6 protein-coding genes and 1 pseudogene are annotated in these 4518 nt (G+C 62.0%); 4 read left to right on the plus strand and 3 right to left on the minus strand.

Annotated elements, in window-relative coordinates; translation table 11 throughout:
- Nucleotides 1-873: diguanylate cyclase (locus EOA28_RS25980; RefSeq protein ID WP_245501596.1), on the minus strand; the 873-nt coding region annotated here is incomplete at its 3' end.
- Between the two features lie 309 nt (nucleotides 874-1182).
- Between EOA28_RS25980 and EOA28_RS25985 the strand changes: the two genes are divergently transcribed.
- Together EOA28_RS25985 and EOA28_RS25990 are read left to right on the plus strand one after the other, a co-directional pair.
- Nucleotides 1183-1602: a GFA family protein gene (locus tag EOA28_RS25985; protein ID WP_127250165.1), complete on the plus strand. Its 420-nt coding sequence runs from the start codon at nucleotides 1183-1185 to the stop codon at nucleotides 1600-1602.
- Nucleotides 1603-1679: 77 nt separating this feature from the next.
- Entirely contained in the window at nucleotides 1680-2039 is a 360-nt protein-coding gene (locus EOA28_RS25990; protein WP_126082410.1) for a diacylglycerol kinase, read from the plus strand.
- An 11-nt stretch (nucleotides 2040-2050) separates the two neighbouring features.
- Here EOA28_RS25990 and EOA28_RS25995 read toward each other — a convergent pair whose 3' ends face one another.
- Together EOA28_RS25995 and EOA28_RS26000 are read right to left on the minus strand one after the other, a co-directional pair.
- Nucleotides 2051-2650, minus strand: coding sequence for a DedA family protein (locus EOA28_RS25995; protein WP_127250166.1), 600 nt, complete (start codon nucleotides 2648-2650; stop codon nucleotides 2051-2053).
- The gene (locus EOA28_RS26000; RefSeq protein ID WP_127250167.1) at nucleotides 2647-3210 is read right to left on the minus strand and encodes a DUF1003 domain-containing protein; all 564 of its coding nucleotides are present in this window, start codon (nucleotides 3208-3210) and stop codon (nucleotides 2647-2649) included. The genes EOA28_RS25995 and EOA28_RS26000 overlap by 4 nt, the downstream gene beginning before the upstream one ends.
- A 90-nt stretch (nucleotides 3211-3300) precedes the next feature.
- Between EOA28_RS26000 and EOA28_RS26005 the strand changes: the two genes are divergently transcribed.
- Entirely contained in the window at nucleotides 3301-4014 is a 714-nt protein-coding gene (locus EOA28_RS26005; RefSeq protein WP_127250168.1) for a DNA-3-methyladenine glycosylase I, read from the plus strand.
- A gap of 115 nt (nucleotides 4015-4129) precedes the next feature.
- A pseudogene (locus tag EOA28_RS26010) lies at nucleotides 4130-4408 on the plus strand (nitrilase-related carbon-nitrogen hydrolase); the annotation flags it as partial.
- Between the last annotated feature and the right edge of the window lie 110 nt (nucleotides 4409-4518).

Genomic DNA, 4518 nt, shown 5'->3' on the forward strand with positions numbered 1-4518 from the left:
GAATGGGGTCTGCTCGATCAGCGCGCGGATGCGCTCGGCGATCTCGTATGTGGCATCCTCGCTGGCGCCTTCGACGATAAAGGCGAATTCCTCGCCGCCGGTGCGCGCGACGAACATGTCGGAACGCACGCTGGACTGGAAGATCTCGGCGATGATCTGCAGGATCCTGTCGCCGACCGGGTGGCCGTAGCAATCGTTTATGTCCTTGAAATGATCGATATCGGCAAGGATCAAGGCGTTGAACAGGATGCCGCGATTGCTGTTGTAGATCCGGGTGATCTCCTTGTCGAAGGCGCGTCGGTTCCACAGTTGCGTGAGCGGATCGGTGTCGGCAAGCCGTTTGTATTCCTCGAGTTTCGACTTGACGCTTTCAAGCTCGGCCGTCTTTTCGCTGAGCGTGCTGGCGATCTGGCGGCCATGGTCGATCGTCGAGCTGGTGGCGGCCGACATTGCGCCAGCGATCTTCTGCAGGAGTTCCTGCGAAAGCAGACTGCGGTTGCTCAGCCCGCTCGAGGTCTCGTCGAGGAGACGGCCGTATTTCTCGATATGCGAGCGCTCGCTGCGCAACAGCGCGGCGATGTCCTCGAGCTCCTTGGCGACCATCTCGCGGGCATGTTCGACGATGGCCGGTCCGTGATGCTGGGGGAAGAAGGTGCGCCCGATGCCGTCGAGGTCCTCCTGGGTCGGTCGGTTGCTCAACGAGACGACGGCAAGGCTGAGTTCGTGATTGCTGCCGCTGAGCGCCTCGTAGAAGATTTCATAGTTGCGGGGCATGCCAAGCACGCCGAGCTGCCGCATCGTCGCCACGACGGTGCTGGCGATGTCGGTATTCCTGTCGGTGGGAACGGCTGCCGGCTGCATGTTCAGTTTCACTGCCCCTTCAGTGCGACCGGAGACCTGCCTCCGCCGGGAGTCGCTAACTCGGGGATTTGAATCGGAATTGCGGTGCGACGGCGCGTCCCCAACACGACCTTCGCTTGCAGGAAACATAGATGCAGTTGCGCTAAAGTTTCCTTAATGGCCTGCATTTCCTCGATGTCTCTGCTACCTCAGGATGTAGAGTCGTGTGAGGCGCAGCTTTTGAAACGCGTCGCTTCGGTGTCGCATTTGCCTGCGCCCAGCCACTTCAAACCTGAAATTCTGGCCGGCAATGGATCGGAGGATGGTCGAAGGAGGCCGGAAATGGACGATAACCACAGGGGATCATGCCTGTGCGGGGCGGTGCGTTTCAGGACGAGTGGCCCGCTGCGCGGCGTGGTCTATTGCCATTGCTCGCAATGTCGCCGGCAGACCGGCCATTTCGTCGCGGCTACCGCCTCCAGGGATGCCGATATCGTCATAGAAGGGTCCGACACGCTCAGCTGGTACGGTGCTTCCGATGTGGCGAAACGCGGCTTCTGCCGGACCTGCGGCTCGCTGCTCTTCTGGAAGCACAATGAACTGGACACGATTTCCATCATGGCCGGATCCTTCGAGAGGCCGAGCGGCCTCACGGCGGAAAGCCACATCTTCGTCGGCGACAAAGGCGATTACTATTCGATCGAGGACGGGCTGCCGCAGTTCGAGAAATCGACGCCGTCGATAAAGGTCGCCGACGGATGAATTTTGCGGCGGCTGCCTTATTCCCTTGATCCCGCCGTTGCGATATCCCCTCACCGTGACTCGAAACGAGGCTGGGCATGCAGCGGCTGGTTGACGCTTTCATCAATTCGGTTCGGGCCTTCCGCAAGTTGGCCGCTCACGAAAAGGCATTCCAGCAGGAGTTGCTTTTGCTTGCGCTGGCGCTGCCAGCCGGCTGGTTCATCTCGGTCTCCTGGCGCGGTTATGCCCTTTTGATCGGCGCGGTTCTGCTGTTGATCATGGTCGAAGTGCTCAACACCGGCATCGAGGCGGCCTGCGACGCGATCTCGCGCGAATTCCACATCGAAATCCAGCTCGCCAAGGATTGCGGGTCACTGGCGGTGTTGATTTCGATCGTGATCGCCGGCGGCGTCTGGGGCATAGCCTTGATCGAGCGCCTCACCGGCGCGCCGATCTGACTCCTGGCGGATCAGGATCCTGCCCGATCTTCCTTGGCGCGTTCGCGTCCGGCAAAATGATGGCCGACCAGCCAGGCAATGATTGCGACGCCGACGCCGACGCCAAGGGCGATGAGCAGGCGCTCATGCCGCTCGAACGCCTGGCCCACCATGCGCTCCGCGCCCAGGCCGAAAACATAGCCGATAGTGCTGAACAGGGCCGCCCACACGGCGGAAGAGATGGCATTCAGGATGACGAAGCGCGGCATGGGCACGGTCGACAGGCCTGCAGCGATACCGCCGACCAGCCGCATGCCGTAGATGTAGCGGTTGGTCAGCACGAAGATGTTGGGATGGGTGTTGAGCAGGCGGTAGGCGCGGCTGAAGCCCGGCCGCCTGCGCAACCTCCTCACATAGCGATGCTCGGCGAAGCTGCGGCCGAGGGTGAAGAAGAACGTGTCGCCGGCGAAGGCGCCGAGGAAGGCGGCCACAAAAGTCTGCCACAGCACGAAGACGTGCTGATGAGCGAAGAAACCGCCAAGGATCGCGGCACTTTCGCCTTCGGCGACGCAGCCCAGGAAGACCGCGATCAGCCCGTATTGCTCGATGAGATGATGGATGGTCCCGTTCATTCTATGACGGGCCGCGCCGACAGTTTCTCGTCGATGCGCCTGATCTGTTCGGCCATGCGCAGGATCTCGTCTCGCATGCCGATGATCTCGCTGTGGCGCAGCTCGTCGAGCTTTTCATGCAGGGCCATGATCTCGATCTCCGCCTTTAGATTGACCTCGTAGTCATGCGCCGCGTCGATGCGGTCGCGCTCGGTCTGGCGGTTCTGCGACATCATGATCACCGGCGCCTGGATCGCCGCCAGCATCGACAGCACAAGGTTGAGGAAGATGAAGGGGTAGGGATCGAAGGCGTCGCGGGTCAGCAGCCAGGCGTTGCCGAGGGTCCAAAGCGCAAGAAAAGCCAGGAAGGTCAGGATGAAGGACCATGAGCCGCCGATCCTGGCGATCGTGTCGGCGACGCGGTCGCCATAAGTCTCGTGGAAGGCGACGGCCTTGTTGGTGTCGCGTGTGATGGTGGTGCGCTCGAGCGTCGATTGAAGCACGCGGCTCTCGAGCGGACCAAAGCCGTCCGGCTTTCGCTTGAGCAAGCGGTTCGCCATGTCCTCGACGATCTTGTTCATCTGCCTTCTCCTTCGCCCGGCATCGATAGACGTAGAGGCTGCCGGGGCGGACGTGAAGTGCTAGATTGCGGCGAACAGGCAAGGACAACGATGCTCGATTTCCAGAAAATCCACGCGCGGGCGGCAAAGCGCAAGGGCGGGGAGGCGGTGCTCGCTCCGCTGCTTGGCCCTGCGCCCGACAACAAGGCGGTGGCGAAAGTCCCCGACGACCGCATTCTCTCAACCATGGCCGAGCGCATTTTCGCCGCCGGCTTCGTGTGGCGTGTCATCGAGCAGAAATGGCCGGGTTTCGAGGAGGCGTTCCTCGGTTTCGAGCCGAAGCGGCTTCTGTTCCAGCCGGACGACTTCTGGCACGAGTTGGCATCCGACAGCCGCATCGTGCGCAACCCGCAGAAGATCAAGTCGGTGCGCGACAATGCCGCCTTCGTCGACCGCGTGTCGAAGGAGCATGGCAGCTTCGGGAAATTCATTGCCGCCTGGCCGGCGGACGATCAGATCGGCCTGACCGCCTATCTGGCCAAGCATGGCAGCCGGCTGGGCGGCAATACGGGTCAGTATTTCCTGCGCTGGCTGGAATGGGACACGTTCGTCGTTTCCGCCGACATGGCGGCGGCCTTGCGCGAGGCCGGCCTTGACATAGCCGAGAACCCGACCTCGAAGCGGGACCTCGAAAAAATCCAGGCGCAGATCAACCAATGGTCGGCCGAGACCGGCCTGCCGCGCCGCCACATCTCGCGCATCCTGGCGATGTCGATCGGCGAGAATCGCTCGGCAGAGGCGCTGCGCGAATATATGGGCGATTAGGGATACGATCGACATCCGTCGATAGATCATGAACATGATCGGCTCTGCCGATCGATCCTAATTGGCACAAGCGATCGCCATTGCCCGACGATTTCTGCCACGCTACATCCATTCCATGACCAAGACCGCTCCTGATATCCTGCGCATCGCCGTCGCCCAGCTCAACCCGACCGTCGGCGACGTCGCCGGCAATCTGGCAAAAGCGCGCGAGGCGAGGGCGGACGCGGCGCGACAGGGCGCCGACCTGGTGCTCTACACCGAGCTCTTCCTCGCCGGTTATCCGCCGGAAGATCTGGTGCTGAAGCCTTCCTTCCTCAAGGCCTGCGAGAAGGCGGCCGAAGATTTCGCCACGGACACCGCCGATGGCGGACCCGGCGTCATCATCGGCACGCCGCGGAAGTTGACCGGCCCCTGCAGTTCAGGTCCGGCCTGGAAGACGCGCTTCTCGTCGAACTCGCCGTAGTTGGGCAGATCGAGCTTGTAGCGCTCGGCGATGATCTTGCC

It is taken from the genome of Mesorhizobium sp. M2A.F.Ca.ET.067.02.1.1 (genome assembly GCF_004023285.1).
In the GTDB taxonomy this organism is placed as follows: Bacteria; Pseudomonadota; Alphaproteobacteria; order Rhizobiales; family Rhizobiaceae; genus Mesorhizobium.

Excerpts from the sequence above, each read along its gene's own strand:
- EOA28_RS25995 (WP_127250166.1), bottom strand. The coding sequence starts at position 2,650 with ATGAACGGGACCATCCATCATCTCATCGAGCAATACGGGCTGATCGCG.
- EOA28_RS25990 (WP_126082410.1), top strand. The coding sequence starts at position 1,680 with ATGCAGCGGCTGGTTGACGCTTTCATCAATTCGGTTCGGGCCTTCCGC.
- EOA28_RS25985 (WP_127250165.1), top strand. The coding sequence starts at position 1,183 with ATGGACGATAACCACAGGGGATCATGCCTGTGCGGGGCGGTGCGTTTC.
- EOA28_RS26005 (WP_127250168.1), top strand. The coding sequence starts at position 3,301 with ATGCTCGATTTCCAGAAAATCCACGCGCGGGCGGCAAAGCGCAAGGGC.
- EOA28_RS26000 (WP_127250167.1), bottom strand. The coding sequence starts at position 3,210 with ATGAACAAGATCGTCGAGGACATGGCGAACCGCTTGCTCAAGCGAAAG.